This is a genomic window from Citrobacter sp. Ce006 (genome assembly GCF_030336535.1).
GTDB classification, from domain to species: domain Bacteria; phylum Pseudomonadota; class Gammaproteobacteria; order Enterobacterales; family Enterobacteriaceae; genus Citrobacter; species Citrobacter europaeus.
Map to the genome: position 1 here is coordinate 129,431 of NZ_JAOWDO010000058.1, position 17,429 is coordinate 146,859.

Sequence of the window (17,429 nt, forward strand, 5' to 3'; positions counted from 1 at the left end):
AAAAGCCGGAGTCTCAGACTCCGGCTTTCACTGTCTGAGGTGATTACACCGCTTTCACAGCATCGGCAATACGGTGAGCGAATTCAGTCACCTGCGCTTCATCTTCACCTTCAACCATCACGCGAATTAACGGTTCGGTACCAGATTTACGCAGCAGAACGCGTCCACGGTTACCCAGCGCCGCTTCAACCTCAGCCATCACCGCTTTCACGTTTTCATGTTCCAGCGGATCGCCGCTACCTGCTGTATAACGTACGTTAACCAACAGCTGTGGGAACATTTTCATGCCGCTGCACAGGTCGTGCAAACTCATATGGTTACGCACCATCGCCGCCAGTACCTGCAGACCTGCCACGATGCCGTCACCGGTGGTGGTTTTGTCCAGCAGGATCACATGGCCTGAGTTTTCAGCACCGATACGCCAGCCTTTTTCCTGCATTTTTTCCAGTACGTAGCGGTCGCCGACTTTCGCACGGGCAAACGGAATACCCAGCTGTTTCAGCGCCAGCTCGAGGCCCATGTTGCTCATCAGCGTACCTACCGCGCCACCGCGCAGCTGCCCCTGACGCAGGGCTTCACGGGCGATGATGTACATTATCTGATCGCCATCGACCTTATTGCCTTCGTGGTCAACCATAATGACGCGGTCGCCGTCGCCGTCCAGCGCAATACCCAGATCGGCTTTTTCTGCGATTACGCGGGCCTGCAGGGCACGGACGTCTGTGGCGCCGACTTCTTCATTGATGTTCACGCCGTTTGGCTCACAGCCAATGGCAATCACGTTTGCGCCCAGCTCACGCAGTACATTTGGCGCAATGTGGTAGGTCGCGCCGTTAGCACAATCCACTACGATTTTAAGCTCGCTCAGGCTTAACTCATTCGGGAAAGTGCCTTTGCAAAACTCGATATAGCGACCGGCAGCATCAACGATACGGGTAGCCTTACCCAGTTCCGCCGAGTCCACGCAGGTAATCGCTTTTTCCATTTCGGCTTCGATAGCTTCTTCAACCGCATCCGGCAGTTTGGTCCCGTCGATGGAGAAGAATTTAATCCCATTGTCATAGTACGGGTTGTGCGAGGCGGAGATAACAATCCCAGCTTCAGCGCGGAAGGCGCGCGTCAGATACGCAACGGCGGGTGTTGGCATTGGGCCCGTAAAAGAAGCCGACAGTCCGGCGGCAGCCAGACCCGCTTCCAGCGCGGACTCCAGCATATAGCCGGAAATACGCGTATCTTTACCAATAATAATTTTACGTGAACCATGACGTGCCAGCACTTTACCTGCCGCCCAACCCAGCTTGAGCACAAAATCAGGGGTAATTGGGGCGTCGCCTACGCGACCACGGATCCCATCGGTGCCAAAATATTTACGATTACTCATAGCGTTTATTTTCCTTTGCAGACAATGTGGCTTCCACCACACGCATCGCTTCTACGGTTTCTTTGACGTCATGGACACGAACGATCTGCGCCCCCTGCATTGCGGCAATAACCGCACACGCAAGGCTACCGCTCAGGCGTTCGGATGGCCCCACATTCAGCAACTGACCAACCATTGATTTTCGTGACATCCCAACCAACAGTGGCAGATTAAAATGATGAAACTCAGCCAGGCGTGCCAGTAATGTATAGTTGTGAGTGAGATTTTTACCGAATCCGAATCCGGGGTCGAGCAACAATTTATCTTTTGTGATTCCTGCCCGCTCGCAGCGTGCTATTTGCTCAACAAAGTAACGATTTACCTCAGCGAACACATCCTCGTACTTTGGCGCTTCCTGCATGGTTTTCGGCTGCCCCTGCATATGCATCAGACAAACCGGCAATCCAGTTTCTGCTGCAGCCTCCAGTGCCCCAGGCTCCGAGAGTGAGCGAATGTCATTAATGATATGTGCGCCGGCTCTCGCGCATTCGCGAATCACTTCTGGTTTTGAGGTATCGACCGAAATCCACACTTCAAAGCGCTGAGCAATCGCCTCCACCACCGGGATCACTCGCTGCAACTCTTCTTCCACGCTCACATCGGCCGCGCCTGGGCGCGTGGATTCACCACCCACATCAATGATAGTCGCCCCGGCGTTAATCATCAGGTTTGCGTGTTTTACCGCCTCAACCAGAGAGTTGTGCGCCCCGCCATCGGAAAAAGAGTCTGGCGTGACGTTCAAAATCCCCATGACGTGTGGATGGCTGAGATCCAGTGAAGAACCCTGAGCAAAGAGTTTCATAGTTTTATCCCTGGTAAAATCTTGAATATGCAGATAAGAAAAACCCCGGAGCAAGCCCCAGGGTTTTCAATTAGAACACGGTCATCATCAACGATAACTTATTTGTCGCCCAGTTGCTCTGACATGGTGCCAGAGTCCGGCGCACGCGGTTCATCAACCGGACGCGGCGCGCTCGGCTTGCCGGTGCTGCCAGAGTTGTTGTTAGAAGAACCCGGTTCTTCCCAACCCGCAGGTGGACGCACGTCGCGGCGAGCCATCAGATCGTCAATCTGCGGCGCATCAATGGTCTCATATTTCATGAGCGCATCTTTCATCGAGTGCAGAATGTCCATGTTTTCGTTCAGCAGACGACGTGCACGATCATAGTTACGCTCAATCAGCAGTTTAACTTCCTGATCGATAATGCGAGCCGTTTCGTCGGACATATGTTTAGCTTTCGCCACAGAACGTCCCAGGAACACTTCGCCTTCTTCTTCAGCGTACAGCAACGGACCGAGTTTCTCGGAGAAGCCCCACTGAGTAACCATGTTGCGCGCCAGGTTAGTCGCGACTTTAATGTCATTCGACGCACCGGTAGAAACATGTTCAACACCGTAGATGATCTCTTCAGCCAGACGACCGCCGTACAGCGTGGAGATCTGACTTTCCAGTTTCTGACGGCTGGCGCTGATTGCGTCGCCTTCAGGCAGGAAGAAGGTCACACCCAGCGCACGACCGCGTGGGATAATCGTCACTTTATGCACCGGATCGTGTTCCGGCACCAGGCGACCGATAATCGCGTGGCCTGCTTCGTGGTACGCGGTAGATTCTTTCTGCGCTTCCGTCATCACCATGGAGCGACGTTCCGCACCCATCATGATTTTGTCTTTCGCCTTCTCAAACTCAACCATCGATACCACGCGCTTGTTGCCGCGAGCAGCAAACAGCGCCGCTTCGTTCACCAGGTTCGCGAGATCCGCACCGGAGAAGCCAGGCGTACCACGTGCAATGATTGCCGCATCGATATCCGGAGACAGCGGTACGCGACGCATATGCACTTTCAGGATCTGTTCACGACCGCGAACGTCCGGCAGGCCAACCACAACCTGGCGGTCAAAACGGCCTGGACGCAACAGCGCAGGGTCAAGAACGTCCGGACGGTTAGTTGCTGCGATAACGATAATACCTTCGTTACCTTCAAAGCCGTCCATCTCAACCAGCATCTGGTTCAGCGTTTGCTCACGTTCATCGTGACCACCACCCAGACCAGCGCCACGCTGGCGGCCTACGGCGTCGATTTCATCGATGAAGATGATGCACGGTGCCGCTTTCTTGGCTTGTTCGAACATGTCACGCACACGAGATGCACCAACACCTACGAACATTTCCACGAAATCAGAACCGGAAATTGTGAAGAAAGGAACCTTCGCTTCACCTGCAATAGCTTTCGCCAACAGGGTTTTACCCGTACCCGGAGGACCGACCATCAGGACGCCTTTCGGGATTTTACCGCCCAGCTTCTGGAAACGGCTCGGTTCGCGAAGATACTCAACCAGTTCAGCAACTTCTTCTTTTGCTTCGTCGCAACCGGCGACGTCAGCAAAAGTGGTTTTGATCTGATCCTCCGTCAGCATGCGCGCTTTGCTCTTACCGAACGACATGGCACCTTTGCCACCACCGCCCTGCATTTGACGCATGAAGAAGATCCAGACACCAATCAGCAGCAGCATTGGGAACCAGGAAATGAAGATAGAAGCCAGCAGGCTCGGCTCTTCAGGCGGCTCGCCAACAACCTTGACGTTTTTGGTCAGCAGGTTATCAAGCAGCTTCGGATCGTTAACCGGAATGTAGGTCGTGTAACGGTTACTATCTTTCTTGGTAACGTTAATCTCACGTCCGTTGATCTTCGCTTCACGAACCTGGTCCTGATTGACCTCTTGCAGGAAGGTAGAGTAATCAACCTTACGGCCATTAGACTCGCTGGGCCCAAAGCTCTGGAATACTGACATCAGCACAACGGCAATGACCAGCCAGAGAATTAGGTTTTTCGCCATGTCACTCAAGGGATTAACCTCATATTACAACTGTGTTAAAAACAGCGTCAGGATACTCTATATCCAGTTTCTTTCAAACTTTCGTTTGAAATCTACCGGTTATGGTTTACGCCCGGTCGCTACAATATACACTTCACGCGAACGGGCGCGAGAAGAGTCCGGCTTACGAACTTTGACCTTCGTAAACAGGGAGCGAATCTCTCTTAGATACTCATCGAAGCCTTCGCCCTGGAACACCTTCACTACAAAACTACCACCTGGCGCTAATACATCACGAGCCATTCCAAGCGCCAGCTCTACCAGATACATGGCCCGGGGAATATCCACCGCCGGTGTTCCACACATATTTGGCGCCATATCAGACATGACAACTTGTACTTTACTGTCACCTACGCGCTCAAGTAACGCTTTCAGGACTAATTCATCACGAAAGTCGCCCTGAAGGAAGTCCACACCAACGATTGGATCCATAGGTAAAAGATCGCAAGCGATAATGCGGCCAGTGTTGCCGATCTGCGTGACCGCATATTGCGACCAACCACCGGGGGCAGCACCGAGATCAACAATCGTCATCCCCGGTTTAAAAATTTTGTCACTTTGCTGTATTTCATCAAGTTTAAACCAGGCACGGGAACGCAACCCCTTTTTCTGCGCCTGTTGAACATATTTATCGCTAAAGTGTTCCTGAAGCCAGCGACTCGAGCTGGCAGAACGCTTTTTACCTGTCATTTCACATTCCCAAAGGGCAGTTCATCGTAACCAATGGTGTAAATTTCTACACAGCTATTTGGTGATATATGGGAGATGGCGGTAGAATGACCCGTTTTCAATCCCAACGTAAGCAAAAATATACGATGAATCTGAGTACTAAACAAAAACAGCACCTGAAAGGTCTGGCACATCCGCTCAAGCCTGTAGTTATGCTTGGCAATAATGGTTTGACCGAAGGGGTACTGGCCGAGATTGAACAAGCGTTAGAGCACCATGAACTTATCAAGGTGAAAATCGCCTCGGAAGATCGCGATACTAAAACCTTGATCGTGGAAGCTATCGTACGCGAAACCGGCGCCTGTAATGTACAGGTCATCGGCAAAACGCTGGTACTGTATCGCCCGACTAAAGAACGTAAAATCTCGCTGCCGCGCTAAGAATATCCCAAAGTTGCACACGAAGTTTGTGTAAAACGCGGGATTTTCCGCTAGCAGGAGAGCAAAATGCCACGCTCTCTTCGTTGATAAAAGGCCGCTATGCGGCCTTTTTCCTTTCTTTACAATGTATCAACATCTTAACCAAGATGCGAATTACAGGTATTCTACCTTCGTTACTTCATATTCCACTTCGCCGCCCGGCGTTTTAATAACCACCACATCATCCTGCTCTTTACCGATCAGGCCACGAGCGATAGGCGAATTCACCGAAATCAGGTTCTGTTTAAAATCGGCTTCATCATCACCGACAATACGCCAGGTCTGCTCTTCGTCGTTATCGAGATTCAGCACGGTCACCGTCGCGCCGAAAACTACACGACCATTGTTTGGCATTTTAGTGACGTCGATAACCTGCGCGTTGGACAGTTTAGCTTCAATATCTTTAATGCGTCCTTCGCAGAAACCCTGCTGTTCGCGCGCCGCGTGGTACTCCGCATTTTCTTTCAGGTCACCATGCTCGCGCGCATCTGCGATAGCGGCAATAATTTCAGGACGGCGCACAGATTTCAGAAAATCCAGCTCTTCGCGCAGTTTTTCAGCACCACGTAAGGTCATCGGGATAGCTTGCATTTGTTATACCTCTTGAACATTCCTGTAGGGGGTGGTTGCTCTCACCCCGGCTGCTAAGCCCACTCTGGCATACGCCATGCCAGAGTCAGAAGCAAAAAAATACCGACCCGGGGCTCAGGGTCCCAGGTCAGCTACAATTCTCTATTTGATGATCATTTTACCCTGGAGTTCCCTATGGGTCATCGTTTACTTTTTGGGGCGTTGCGCCGTAGTATGACGGCCTGTTTCCAGGTTGTTAGCGCGAGATTATGCGATTTTCCAGATTTACCATCGGATTGACTGCCAGTATAGCGTTCAGCGTTCAGGCTGCGAACGTCGACGAGTATATCAATCAGCTCCCTGCCGGGGCCAACCTCGCCCTTATGGTACAGAAGGTTGGCGCACCTGCACCCGCTATTGATTTTCATAGCCAGCAGATGGCGCTGCCGGCCAGTACCCAGAAAGTGATCACCGCGCTGGCGGCATTGATTCAGCTCGGGCCTGACTTTCGTTTTACCACCACGCTTGAGACTAAAGGCAACGTGGAAGGCGGAGTATTGAAAGGTGACTTAGTGGCGCGATTTGGTGCCGATCCGACGCTAAAACGCCAGGATATTCGCAATATGGTGGCGACCCTGAAAAAATCAGGCGTGACGCAAATTGCCGGAAATGTTCTGATCGACACCTCTATTTTTGCCAGTCATGATAAAGCGCCAGGTTGGCCCTGGAACGACATGACGCAGTGTTTTAGCGCACCGCCCGCAGCGGCCATTGTCGATCGTAACTGTTTCTCAGTGTCACTTTACAGCGCGCAAAAACCCAACGATCTCGCTTTTATCCGCGTGGCATCTTACTACCCGGTCACCATGTTCAGCCAGGTGCGTACTCTCGCGCGTGGCTCTGCCGAAGCGCAATATTGTGAACTGGATGTGGTTCCCGGCGATCTCAACCGCTATACGCTGACCGGATGCCTACCCCAACGTGCCGATCCCCTGCCGCTGGCGTTCGCCATTCAGGATGGCGCCAGCTATGCCGGAGCGATTATTAAAGATGAGCTAAAACAAGCAGGTATAACTTACAGCGGTACTCTGCTACGCCAGACGCTGGTGAACGAGCCGGGAACCATAGTCGCCAGTAAGCAGTCGGCACCGCTGCATGATCTGCTTAAGATTATGCTGAAAAAATCGGACAATATGATTGCCGATACCGTTTTCCGTATGATTGGCCATGCGCGATTTAACGTGCCAGGCACATGGCGAGCAGGTTCTGATGCTGTGCGCCAGATTTTGCGTCAGCAGGCAGGCGTTGATATCGGCAACACCATTATTGCCGACGGTTCTGGTCTCTCCCGCCATAACCTGATTGCCCCGGCGACCATGATGCAGGTGCTGCAATACATCGCTCAGCACGATAACGAGCTGAACTTTATCACTATGCTGCCGCTGGCGGGCCACGACGGCTCCCTGCAATACCGTGCGGGTCTGCATCAGGCTGGTGTGGATGGCAAAGTATCGGCGAAGACAGGCTCGCTGCAGGGGGTCTATAACCTTGCTGGCTTCATCACCACGGCAAGCGGCCAACGCATGGCATTTGTGCAGTATTTGTCTGGTTATGCGGTAGAGCCGGCTGACCAGCGTAATCGCCGTATTCCTCTGGTACGCTTCGAGAGCCGGTTGTACAAGGATATTTATCAGAACAATTAGATGGGGTGTTTGATTGCCGGATGGCGGCACTAACGTGCCTTATCCGGCCTACAGAGAGACCTGGAAACAACAACCCCGGCAACATGGCCGGGGTTTTTAATGCGATTAACGCTTGTAGATGAACTCAACGCCTTCGTCGTCTTCTTCATCCCAATCATCATCCCAGTCATCTTCCGCTTCGTCTTCGACTTCAGCGAGCTGCTGGCGGTGATAATCATCCCACATAAACTCAACTTTCTCTGGCTGCTTCGCTTCTTCAGCCTGAACAATCGGGTTCTCGATGATAAAGGTCATCACATCCCAGCAGAGATCTTTCACGCCCAACTGGCTGGCGGCGGAAATCAGGTAATATTTACCTTCCCAACCCAACGCTTCGGCGATCGCTTTCGCTTTCTCTTCCGCTTCAGCCTTGTCCAGCAAATCAATTTTGTTGAACACTAACCAGCGCGGTTTAGATGCCAGATCCTGACTGTATTTTTCCAGTTCGCCAATAATGATACGGGCGTTTTCTACCGGATCGGAACCGTCAATCGGATCGATATCAATGAGGTGCAGCAGCACGCGGCAGCGTTCCAGGTGTTTCAGGAAGCGGATACCCAGGCCTGCGCCTTCAGCCGCGCCTTCAATCAGTCCCGGAATGTCGGCAACAACGAAGCTCTTTTCGTTGTCCATACGCACCACACCCAGGCTCGGTACCAGAGTGGTAAACGGATAATCAGCGACTTTCGGCTTCGCCGCGGACACTGCACGAATAAAGGTCGATTTACCGGCGTTTGGCATGCCCAGCATACCCACGTCCGCCAGCAGCATCAGCTCCAGCATCAGATCGCGCTTATCGCCCGGCGTACCCATCGTTTTCTGACGCGGAGTACGGTTGACCGAGGATTTGAAACGGGTGTTACCCAGACCGTGCCAGCCGCCTTTAGCGACCATCAGACGCTGACCGTGCTTGGTCATGTCGCCCATGGTTTCGCCCGTGCCCTGATCGATAACACGCGTACCGACAGGCACTTTAATCGTGACGTCTTTACCACGCTTGCCGGTGCAATCACGGCTTGCGCCATTCTGACCACGTTCCGCACGGAATGATTTTTCAAAACGGTAATCGATCAGCGTGTTCAGGTTTTCGTCGGCTTCCAGCCAAACGTCACCACCATCACCACCGTCACCACCGTCCGGACCGCCTTTTGGGATGTACTTTTCACGGCGGAAGCTGACGCAACCATTACCGCCATCACCTGCAACGACCAGAATCGATGCTTCATCAACAAACTTCATTTTACTCTCCGTAAATCATTCGCCTGAGCGGGGTTGCGAAACCACCGTTTCATGCTTACGTAAACCGCCCCAAATTCGATGACCAATGGCGGAATACATCGCGCCCGCAACCACGATAAACGCACCGAGATAACCTAATAGGTTTAGCATCGGTCTGGCGAAGAAATCGGGCCAGGCCAGTGATAATAAATCTGAAAATAACAACGTAAACAGCGGTGTGAGCGTGATAATGGCGCTCACCTGCGCCGCCTGCCAACGCGCCATCGCTTCCGCGAGAGCGCCATATCCTACCAGCGTATTCAGGCCGCAGAATACCAGGCATGCCAACTGCCAGTCGCTGAGCTGCGTGATGACACCGGGTTTTGCCAGCGGCAACAACGCAATCGTACATAAAGTGTACAGTAAAAACAGGATCTGCGGTGATGCCAGTCGGCGCAATAACACCTTTTGCGCGACCCCATAGCTCACCCAGACCATCGCCGCACCAACACCAAAGATAACGCCCCAGGTGTAATCGGTGAGTCGGGTAAAAATTTCGATCAGACTGGTATTAAAAAACAGGACCAGACCGCTCAGAAGCATAACGGCGCCAATAACCTGCGTGCCGCGCATCTTTTCTTTCAGGATAAAGACGCTGGCTACCATCATACCAACCGGTGACAGCTGACCGATAACCTGCGAAGCCGTTGGGCTCAAGTATTGCAAGGATGAACTAAACAGAATGAAGTTACCGAACAGCCCACCGGTAGCGATAGCCAACAGTATCAACCAACGCGCTTTGCGAAAAATACGCAACGGAGGGAGCTTTTTTTTAACCGCAAGAATAGCGCCAAGGCCAATACTTGCCATTAAAAAACGGTAGAACACCACGGTAGGAGGCTCCATCACCTCCAGCACTTGCTTCATTGCTATTGGCAAAGCGCCCCAACATACTGCCGTTGTGAGTGCTAACAGAATACCAATGCCTGCCTGCTGCTTCATGCCGTATTCCCTGCAAGGGCTCGTTTCCGGGTTGTCACGGCGCGACGAGCGTATTTACCGGCCGTCGAATGTAAAAAGCCCCGCAACGTGTTGCGGGGCTTTTATCCGTTACCGGGACGCGAAAAACTTATTCAGCAACGATGCTGATGAACTTACGGTTTTTCGGGCCTTTCACTTCAAATTTCACTTTACCGTCTGCTTTAGCAAACAGAGTGTGGTCTTTGCCGCAACCAACGTTGGAGCCAGCGTGGAATTTAGTACCACGTTGACGAACGATGATGCTACCAGCCAGAACTGTTTCACCGCCGAAGCGTTTTACGCCCAGACGTTTAGCTTCTGAATCGCGACCGTTACGAGTCGAGCCGCCAGCCTTTTTATGTGCCATTTAATCTGCTCCCCTTAACTTAAGCGCTGATGCCAGTGATTTTCACATCAGTGAACCACTGACGATGGCCCTGCTGCTTACGGTAGTGTTTACGACGACGAAACTTAACAATTTTAACTTTCTCGCCACGACCGTGAGCAACAACTTCAGCTTTGATAACGCCGCCATCAACGAAAGGAACGCCGATTTTGACTTCTTCACCGTTTGCGATCATCAGAACTTCAGCGAATTCAATAGATTCGCCAGTTGCGATGTCCAGCTTTTCCAGGCGAACGGTCTGACCTTCGCTTACTCGGTGTTGTTTACCACCACTTTGGAAAACCGCGTACATAAAAAACTCCGCTTCCGCGCACACCTTTTTGATGATTCAGAGTGCGCTATAAATATTCACAATAGGGCGCGAATATTACGCAAAACGCGAGCCTTTGACAAGTGCTACCGTCAATACATGAAGAAAAAAAACACAACATGTACGGTAACGTTTATCTACGGCGTTTTTTCAGTACAATCAGCATATATTTATAACCCTAAACCCGACGTTACCTTCTCATACAGTAAGGTAATCGGGGCGAGAAGCCCGGCTTTTGCGATGAATTTAGAAAAAATCAATGAGTTAACCGCGCAAGATATGGCGGGGGTCAATGCGACAATCCTTGAACAGCTCAATTCCGACGTTCAGTTGATCAATCAACTGGGGTACTACATCGTTAGCGGCGGCGGCAAACGCATTCGCCCAATGATCGCCGTACTCGCAGCGCGTGCCGTTGGTTACCAGGATAATGCGCACGTTACGATTGCGGCTCTCATCGAGTTTATCCACACCGCGACCCTGTTGCACGACGATGTTGTGGATGAGTCCGACATGCGCCGCGGGAAAGCCACGGCGAATGCAGCCTTTGGCAATGCGGCCAGCGTGCTGGTCGGCGATTTTATCTATACCCGCGCTTTTCAAATGATGACCAGCCTCGGTTCGCTGAAAGTACTGGAAGTCATGTCGAAAGCGGTCAACGTCATCGCCGAAGGTGAAGTCTTGCAGTTGATGAACGTCAACGATCCGGACATCACCGAAGAAAACTATATGCGCGTTATCTACAGTAAGACCGCGCGTTTGTTTGAAGCGGCGGCCCAATGTTCTGGCATTCTGGCAGGTTGCAGCGAAGAACAAGAGAAAGGGTTGCAGGATTATGGCCGTTATCTCGGTACCGCTTTCCAGTTAATTGACGATTTGCTGGATTACAGCGCTGATGGCGAGCAACTGGGTAAAAACGTCGGCGATGACCTCAACGAAGGTAAACCAACGCTGCCGCTGCTGCATGCCATGCGCCACGGCTCGCCGGAGCAAGCGCAAATGATCCGCCAGGCCATTGAGCAAGGTAATGGGCGTCACCTTCTGGAGCCAGTTCTGGATGCAATGAACGCCTGTGGTTCCCTGGAGTGGACTCGCCAACGTGCAGAAGAAGAGGCTGATAAGGCCATCGCTGCGCTGCAGGTGCTGCCTGATACGCCATGGCGAGAAGCGCTGATTGGTCTGGCGCATATCGCCGTACAGCGCGACCGTTAATTCCTTTCAGCGTCCTCCCTCATCCCGTGCTCTGCGCGGGATGTTCTTATAAGATCCAATAACAACTTTCAAGCTCCCCACAAACAAGCCATAACCTTGGCATATTCTGAATATACTCACACTTTACGTGAACATTTTAGAACATTCGTTCTCCGGGCGTTATAGTGTCGCCACAACCTATCGTGGAACCGTACGTCGTTAACCAAAGGAGAGATGAGTGTATGGAAAGCAAGCTGATTGACTGGCATCCGGCCGATATCATCGCCGGACTGCGCAAGAAAGGGACCTCAATGGCCGCTGAATCGCGCAAAAATGGATTAAGTTCATCAACGCTGGCCAATGCGTTAACCCGACCATGGCCAAAAGGGGAATTGATTATCGCCCGGGCGCTGGGAACCGATCCCTGGGTGATTTGGCCGTCACGCTACCATGACGCAAAAACGCATGAATTCATCGACAGAACACGAATGATGCGAGGACGCAGAGAGAAACAGAGTTCTGAATGAACACCGATGAGGAGTAACCCCCAGCCGACAGAACTGGGGGTTACAAGCGATGTTGACGGTTACTCGCCTTTCACGCGCTCAATGTTTGCGCCCAGCGCGCGCAGTTTATCTTCGATGCGCTCATAGCCGCGATCGATGTGATAAATACGATCGACTACCGTCGTACCTTCAGCAATACACCCTGCCAGCACCAGGCTTGCGGATGCGCGCAGATCGGTCGCCATAACCTGTGCGCCAGAGAGCGTTTCCACACCGTGACAAATCACGGTATTGCTTTCGATTTCTGCATGAGCGCCCATACGGCTCAGCTCAGGCACATGCATAAAGCGGTTCTCAAACACGGTTTCCGTGATGAAGCCCGTCCCTTCTGCCACCAGGTTCAGCAGCGTGAACTGGGCCTGCATATCGGTCGGGAACGCCGGGTGCGGCGCAGTGCGCACATTGACCGCTTTCGGACGTTTGCCGTGCATGTCGAGGCTAATCCAGTCGTCGCCGACTTCGATATCCGCACCCGCATCACGCAGCTTCGCCAGAACGGCATCCAGCGTATCTGGCTGTGCATTACGGCAGATAATTTTACCGCGAGAAATTGCCGCTGCGACCAGGAAAGTACCGGTTTCGATACGGTCTGGCAGAACGCGATAGACACCGCCGCCGAGGCGCTCAACGCCTTCGATGGTAATACGATCGGTACCCTGCCCCGTGATTTTTGCGCCCAGCGCAATCAGGAAGTTCGCGGTATCCACGATCTCCGGCTCGCGCGCGGCGTTTTCGATGATGGTAGTGCCTTCGGCAAGCGTTGCTGCGCACATGATAGTGACCGTCGCGCCGACGCTCACTTTGTCCATGACGATATGCGCACCTTTCAGACGGCCATCAACGGACGCCTTCACATAGCCTTCTTCCAGCTTAATTGTCGCGCCTAACTGCTCCAGACCGGTAATGTGCAGGTCAACCGGACGCGCGCCAATGGTACAGCCACCCGGCAGTGAAACCTGGCCCTGACCAAAGCGGGCAACCAGCGGCCCGAGCGCCCAAATGGACGCACGCATGGTTTTCACCAGATCGTACGGCGCACAGAAGATGTTCACGTCACGCGCATCAATGTGCACGGAACCATTACGCTCAACTTTCGCACCCAGCTGGCTCAGCAGCTTCATTGAGGTGTCAACGTCCTTCAGTTTCGGGACGTTTTGGATCTCTACAGGTTCTTCAGCCAGCAGCGCCGCGAAAAGGATCGGCAGTGCGGCATTTTTAGCGCCTGAAATTGTGACTTCGCCCTGGAGCTTGGTTGGCCCCTGAACACGAAATTTATCCATTATTCTGTTCTCTGTTAAGAATTTATCTTCGCTACCGGCACGTCACCCGTAGCTCAAAAACCGTTAAGTTTGCGATCGCGTGCCCATTCCGCTGGGGTAAACGCCTTAATCGACACGGCATGAATGCGGTTGTCCGCAATGTACTCCATCAACGGGCCATAGACCGATTGCTGCTTCTTGACCCGGCTCATGCCTTCAAACATCTCACCCACGGCAATAACCTGAAAGTGACTGCCGTCGCCAGAAACGTGGACTTCCTGGAGGGAGAGTGCATTCATCAGCACGCTCTGAATTTCATTATTTTCCATGGGATCTTCATTCGTCAGATAGTGAAAACAGCCCAACATCTTAGAGCAAAGTGGCGCTGTCATAAATAAGCAAAAAGCCCCGCTGATAAATCAGACAAGGCTTTAGTGGCAGATACCCCGCAAAGGGGTTGCCGGATAGCATTACAAGACCTTATCCGGCTTACAAAAATTAACGCGGAAGAACGTCGTCAGGCAAATTGTAAAGCTGCGCCAGCGTATACACTTTATCGTTAACGCCAGCGAGCGAAACGCTGTTCCCCTGCTGCTTGCCCTGGTTAATCAGGTGCAGCAGTAATGCCAGACCACCGGTGTCCACCCGGGATACCTGGTTCAGGTCGATGCAGGATACCCCTTTCATCGCCTCAACTCGCGCATCCCATAATGGGTTTAACACGTCCTGATCCAGTTCTCCCACCAGCACCAGCTTGTCGCCTTCACGCGTCCAGGTGAGTGACTGCGTCATTATTTTTTCTCTTCCAGGGTGATTTTCTGCTGAGAAATAGATTTCAGCTGTGCCGTCAGGCCATCAATACCTTTCGTACGCAGCAGGTCGCTCCACTCATTCTGTTTAGTGGTGATCATACTTACGCCTTCGGCAATCATGTCATACGCCTGCCAGTTACCGGTCTGGGAGTTTTTACGCCACTGGAAATCCAGACGTACCGGAGGACGACCGTTTGGATCGATGATGGTTACGCGGATAGGCACGATGGTCGCATCACCCAGCGGCTGCTCAGGGGCAATCTGATAGGTCTGCCCGTGGTACATCGCCAGCGCCTGACCGTAAGCCTGCTTCAGATATTCACGGAAGGCAGCGAAATAGGCGTCACGCTGAGCCGGTGTCGCATCTTTGTAGTAACGGCCGAGCACCAGCGCACCGGCATACTTAACCTGCACATAAGGCAGCAGTTCCTGATCGACCACCTGACGCAGATAATCCGGATTGGAACGAATTTTGGGTTGCTCGTTCTTCAGACGGTCAAAGGTCTTCTGCGCCGCCTCATTCATCAGTTTGTACGGGTTCGTCTGGTCGGCTGCGGTTGCCGCGCTAAGTGGGGCAATCACCAGCATAGCCACCATCATCAATCGTTTAAACATACGTCGATTCTCCTGAGATTATTTCGTTGCGCCCGCAGGCGTAGTGGCTTCATTATTGCCTTCCGTTGCGGCTGGCGCATCGCCAGAATTCTTATTGTCATCACCTTTACTGTTGCTGTTATAAAGGAACTGACCAATCATGTCTTCCAGCACCATCGCGGATTTCGTGTCCTGAATCGTACCGCCATCTTTGAGGATAGACGTTCCCAGCTCAGGATCTTCAAAACCCACATTCAGCGCCAGATACTGTTCGCCCAGCAGACCGGACGTACGGATGCTCAGAGAACTGGTGTCAGGAATATGGTTAAAACGCGATTCGATTTCCAGCGTCACGCGCGGCAGGTACGTTTTCGGATCTAACGAGATGTCCGATACGCGTCCAACTACCACCCCGCCAATCCGCACCGGAGAACGCTCTCTCAGGCCACCGATATTATCAAAGGTCGCATAAATCGTATAAGTCGGCTCAGTACGCATTGAGGTAACGTTCGCCGCCTTCAGGCAGACAAACAGCGCAGCCAGCAGCGCAACCAGCAGGAATAACCCGACCCAAATTTCATTTTTTTTCGTTTGCATGAACTCAATTCCCAAACATCAGTGCGGTCAGCACAAAATCCAGCCCCAGAACGGCAAGAGAGGCGTGCACTACGGTGCGTGTCGTTGCCCGGCTAATCCCGGCAGAGGTCGGGATCGCATCATAACCATTGAACAATGCAATCCAGGTGACCGTAATGGCGAACACCACGCTCTTAATCAGACAGTTGACCAGATCCAGACGCCAGTCGACGGCATTTTGCATCGCCGACCAGAAAAAGCCGGCATCAATACCTTTCCAGCTTACGCCAACCAGCGAACCACCCCAGATCCCCACCGCAACGAATATAATCGTCAGCAGCGGCAAAGAAATGACACCGGCCCAAAAACGCGGGGAGATAACCCGGCGCAGAGGATCGACGGCCATCATTTCCAGGCTGGAAAGCTGTTCGGTCGCCCGCATCAAGCCAATCTCTGCGGTTAAGGCCGACCCCGCCCGCCCGGCAAACAGCAGCGCCGCAACAACCGGTCCTAGCTCACGTAACAATGACAGTGCCACCAGCATACCGAGGCTGGTTTCCGCGCTGTAGGTCGTCAGCACCAGGTATCCCTGCAACCCCAGCACCATACCGATGAACACGCCAGAAACAATAATGATCAGCATCGATAAGACACCGACATTATAGAGCTGGCGTATCAGCAGCGGCGCATGTTTGCGAAACTCCGGCTTGCCGACAACCGCATTGAACAACATTAATCCGGCTCGCCCGAACGTCCTGAGGGTTTTTATTCCCCGATGCCCGAGTGATGCCAGCGCATTTAACAACATGGGTGGCTTAACTCCCTGTTTTGAGTAAATCGATGTGGTAGTCGCCCGCCGGATAACGGAACGGAACCGGCCCATCGGCAATACCATCGAGGAACTGACGCACTCGCGGATCGGCATTTTCTTGCAGCGCCTGAGCACTACCGTAGGCCACTATTTTTTTATCCGCCATAATATAGGCGTAATCCGCAATACTCAGCACCTCTGGCACGTCATGGGAAACGACCACGCAGGTGACGCCCAGCGCGCTGTTCAGTTCTGAAATCAGCTTCACCAGCACGCCCATGGTGATGGGATCCTGGCCGACGAACGGTTCATCAAACATGATGAGGTCTGGCTCCAGCGCGATAGCACGAGCTAACGCGGCGCGACGCGCCATCCCACCGGATAATTCAGAAGGCATTAATTTAGCCGCGCCCCGCAGGCCCACGGCCTCAAGCTTCATCATTACCGTGCTTTTCAGTAGCGGCGCAGGCAGCGTTGTATGCTCACGCAACGGGTATGCGACGTTGTCAAACACGTTCATGTCGGTAAACAGCGCACCGGACTGAAACAGCATGCTCATGCGCTTACGCACGGTAAATAAACGCGAACGGGACATGGCGGGGACGTTTTCGCCGTCAAACAGGATCTCGCCCTTATCCGGGGAGATTTGTCCGCCAATCAGACGCAACAGCGTTGTCTTGCCAATGCCTGATGGCCCCATGATCGCCGTTACCTTACCGCGCGGCACCGTCAGGGAAATATTATCAAAGATGCAGCGGTCGCCTCGGGAAAAGCTGACATCGCGCATATCGACTAGATTCGCCACAGACTGACCCATTGATTCATCCTTTACTATTGCCTCGTTAATCGAAGAGTTTGGCGCTCAATTTAGCCCTGAACCCAACATATTTACAGATTATTGCCTGTCCTGGT

At 52.7% G+C, this 17,429-nt stretch carries 20 protein-coding genes; 4 read left to right on the top strand and 16 right to left on the bottom strand.

What is annotated here, in order from left to right:
- Positions 1 to 43: 43 nt before the first annotated feature.
- The 4 genes from glmM to rlmE all read right to left on the bottom strand — a co-directional run bounded on the left by glmM (position 44) and on the right by rlmE (position 4,984).
- Positions 44 to 1,381 carry a phosphoglucosamine mutase gene (gene glmM, locus OGV94_RS05600; protein ID WP_043017789.1) on the bottom strand — a complete coding sequence of 446 codons (1,338 nt, stop codon included), beginning with the start codon at positions 1,379 to 1,381 and terminating at the stop codon, positions 44 to 46.
- Positions 1,374 to 2,222, bottom strand: coding sequence for a dihydropteroate synthase (folP, locus tag OGV94_RS05605; protein WP_200001383.1), 849 nt, complete (start codon positions 2,220 to 2,222; stop codon positions 1,374 to 1,376). Before folP ends, glmM begins: the two co-directional genes overlap by 8 nt.
- A 98-nt stretch (positions 2,223 to 2,320) precedes the next feature.
- The gene (gene ftsH / locus OGV94_RS05610) at positions 2,321 to 4,255 is read right to left on the bottom strand and encodes an ATP-dependent zinc metalloprotease FtsH (protein WP_043017790.1); all 1,935 of its coding nucleotides are present in this window, start codon (positions 4,253 to 4,255) and stop codon (positions 2,321 to 2,323) included.
- A gap of 99 nt (positions 4,256 to 4,354) precedes the next feature.
- Positions 4,355 to 4,984 carry a 23S rRNA (uridine(2552)-2'-O)-methyltransferase RlmE gene (gene rlmE, locus OGV94_RS05615; protein ID WP_003025015.1) on the bottom strand — a complete coding sequence of 210 codons (630 nt, stop codon included), beginning with the start codon at positions 4,982 to 4,984 and terminating at the stop codon, positions 4,355 to 4,357.
- Positions 4,985 to 5,109: 125 nt separating this feature from the next.
- On the opposite strand from rlmE, the gene yhbY reads away from it, so the two are divergent.
- Positions 5,110 to 5,403: a ribosome assembly RNA-binding protein YhbY gene (yhbY, locus tag OGV94_RS05620; protein ID WP_003025016.1), complete on the top strand. Its 294-nt coding sequence runs from the start codon at positions 5,110 to 5,112 to the stop codon at positions 5,401 to 5,403.
- 153 nt (positions 5,404 to 5,556) lie between these two features.
- Here the strand turns inward: yhbY and greA are convergent, their stop codons facing one another.
- Positions 5,557 to 6,033, bottom strand: coding sequence for a transcription elongation factor GreA (gene greA / locus OGV94_RS05625; RefSeq protein ID WP_016154674.1), 477 nt, complete (start codon positions 6,031 to 6,033; stop codon positions 5,557 to 5,559).
- Positions 6,034 to 6,281: 248 nt separating this feature from the next.
- On the opposite strand from greA, the gene dacB reads away from it, so the two are divergent.
- Positions 6,282 to 7,715 (top strand): serine-type D-Ala-D-Ala carboxypeptidase, encoded by a 1,434-nt coding sequence (dacB, locus tag OGV94_RS05630; protein ID WP_047408339.1) that lies wholly within the window; start codon positions 6,282 to 6,284, stop codon positions 7,713 to 7,715.
- 105 nt (positions 7,716 to 7,820) lie between these two features.
- Here dacB and cgtA read toward each other — a convergent pair whose 3' ends face one another.
- The 4 genes from cgtA to rplU form a co-directional block, all read right to left on the bottom strand.
- On the bottom strand, positions 7,821 to 8,993 hold the full coding sequence (gene cgtA / locus OGV94_RS05635; protein ID WP_043017792.1) for an Obg family GTPase CgtA: 1,173 nt from the start codon (positions 8,991 to 8,993) through the stop codon (positions 7,821 to 7,823).
- 15 nt (positions 8,994 to 9,008) lie between these two features.
- The gene (locus tag OGV94_RS05640) at positions 9,009 to 9,974 is read right to left on the bottom strand and encodes a DMT family transporter (RefSeq protein ID WP_043017793.1); all 966 of its coding nucleotides are present in this window, start codon (positions 9,972 to 9,974) and stop codon (positions 9,009 to 9,011) included.
- Between the two features lie 127 nt (positions 9,975 to 10,101).
- Positions 10,102 to 10,359 carry a 50S ribosomal protein L27 gene (rpmA, locus tag OGV94_RS05645; RefSeq protein WP_003025030.1) on the bottom strand — a complete coding sequence of 86 codons (258 nt, stop codon included), beginning with the start codon at positions 10,357 to 10,359 and terminating at the stop codon, positions 10,102 to 10,104.
- A 19-nt stretch (positions 10,360 to 10,378) separates the two neighbouring features.
- Entirely contained in the window at positions 10,379 to 10,690 is a 312-nt protein-coding gene (rplU, locus tag OGV94_RS05650) for a 50S ribosomal protein L21 (RefSeq protein WP_042325074.1), read from the bottom strand.
- 258 nt (positions 10,691 to 10,948) lie between these two features.
- On the opposite strand from rplU, the gene ispB reads away from it, so the two are divergent.
- Complete coding sequence (gene ispB, locus OGV94_RS05655; RefSeq protein ID WP_043017794.1) at positions 10,949 to 11,920, top strand: octaprenyl diphosphate synthase; 972 nt, start codon at positions 10,949 to 10,951, stop codon at positions 11,918 to 11,920.
- A 221-nt stretch (positions 11,921 to 12,141) separates the two neighbouring features.
- Positions 12,142 to 12,426 (top strand): DNA-binding transcriptional regulator SfsB, encoded by a 285-nt coding sequence (gene sfsB, locus OGV94_RS05660; RefSeq protein ID WP_043017795.1) that lies wholly within the window; start codon positions 12,142 to 12,144, stop codon positions 12,424 to 12,426.
- 59 nt (positions 12,427 to 12,485) lie between these two features.
- On the opposite strand, the gene murA is transcribed toward sfsB, so the two are convergent.
- The 7 genes from murA to mlaF form a co-directional block, all read right to left on the bottom strand.
- The gene (murA, locus tag OGV94_RS05665; protein ID WP_200058387.1) at positions 12,486 to 13,745 is read right to left on the bottom strand and encodes a UDP-N-acetylglucosamine 1-carboxyvinyltransferase; all 1,260 of its coding nucleotides are present in this window, start codon (positions 13,743 to 13,745) and stop codon (positions 12,486 to 12,488) included.
- 53 nt (positions 13,746 to 13,798) lie between these two features.
- Complete coding sequence (gene ibaG / locus OGV94_RS05670) at positions 13,799 to 14,053, bottom strand: BolA family iron metabolism protein IbaG (RefSeq protein WP_003025040.1); 255 nt, start codon at positions 14,051 to 14,053, stop codon at positions 13,799 to 13,801.
- Positions 14,054 to 14,222: 169 nt separating this feature from the next.
- Entirely contained in the window at positions 14,223 to 14,516 is a 294-nt protein-coding gene (gene mlaB / locus OGV94_RS05675; protein WP_005121315.1) for a lipid asymmetry maintenance protein MlaB, read from the bottom strand.
- Positions 14,516 to 15,151 (bottom strand): phospholipid-binding protein MlaC, encoded by a 636-nt coding sequence (gene mlaC, locus OGV94_RS05680; RefSeq protein ID WP_043017796.1) that lies wholly within the window; start codon positions 15,149 to 15,151, stop codon positions 14,516 to 14,518. The genes mlaB and mlaC overlap by 1 nt, the downstream gene beginning before the upstream one ends.
- A gap of 18 nt (positions 15,152 to 15,169) precedes the next feature.
- Entirely contained in the window at positions 15,170 to 15,727 is a 558-nt protein-coding gene (mlaD, locus tag OGV94_RS05685; RefSeq protein ID WP_003025050.1) for an outer membrane lipid asymmetry maintenance protein MlaD, read from the bottom strand.
- Positions 15,728 to 15,731: 4 nt separating this feature from the next.
- On the bottom strand, positions 15,732 to 16,514 hold the full coding sequence (gene mlaE / locus OGV94_RS05690) for a lipid asymmetry maintenance ABC transporter permease subunit MlaE (RefSeq protein WP_003025053.1): 783 nt from the start codon (positions 16,512 to 16,514) through the stop codon (positions 15,732 to 15,734).
- Between the two features lie 7 nt (positions 16,515 to 16,521).
- Complete coding sequence (gene mlaF, locus OGV94_RS05695; protein ID WP_006687865.1) at positions 16,522 to 17,334, bottom strand: phospholipid ABC transporter ATP-binding protein MlaF; 813 nt, start codon at positions 17,332 to 17,334, stop codon at positions 16,522 to 16,524.
- Positions 17,335 to 17,429 lie beyond the last annotated feature (95 nt).